The 448-nt window shown below is 35.0% G+C and carries 1 protein-coding gene; it reads right to left on the bottom strand.

Translation table 11 applies throughout. The features are described from left to right. Positions 1-350, bottom strand: a 350-nt coding sequence (gene tnpA, locus HMPREF2877_RS07220; protein WP_070579428.1) for an IS200/IS605 family transposase, incomplete at its 3' end; no start/stop codon positions are given. Positions 351-448 lie beyond the last annotated feature (98 nt).

Below are 448 nucleotides of genomic sequence, written 5' to 3'. Positions count from 1 at the left end.
CCAACCGTATCAACATAAAAGCCTCGACACCAAAATTTGCGATTCCCATATTTATACTTTAAATTAGCGTGTCGGTCGAATATCATTAAGCTACTTTTACCCTTTAAATATCCCATAAATGAAGAAATACTTAGTTTCGGTGGTATACTCACTAACATGTGAATATGATCTGGGCAAGCTTCTGCTTCATGAATTTCAACGCCTTTTCTTTCACATAATAACCGTAAGATTTGACCAATACTTGCTTTGTATTTCCCATAGATTATCTGACGTCTATATTTTGGGGCGAAAACAATATGATACTTACAATTCCATGTAGTATGTGCTAAACTATTATTATCCTGTCTCATCAGGGGTCCTCCTTTAGTATATTAGTTAGTGGTCGGGAAACCTTATCTAATATAACACTTTAGGGGGACTTTTTTTGATACATCGCTAAAAGCTTTTC

The sequence above is a fragment of the Streptococcus sp. HMSC072D03 genome, assembly GCF_001812855.1.
GTDB classification, from domain to species: Bacteria; Bacillota; Bacilli; order Lactobacillales; family Streptococcaceae; genus Streptococcus; species Streptococcus salivarius_D.
Note: the sequence above shows the minus strand (reverse complement) of the source record. Positions and strands in the feature narration are given on the sequence as shown.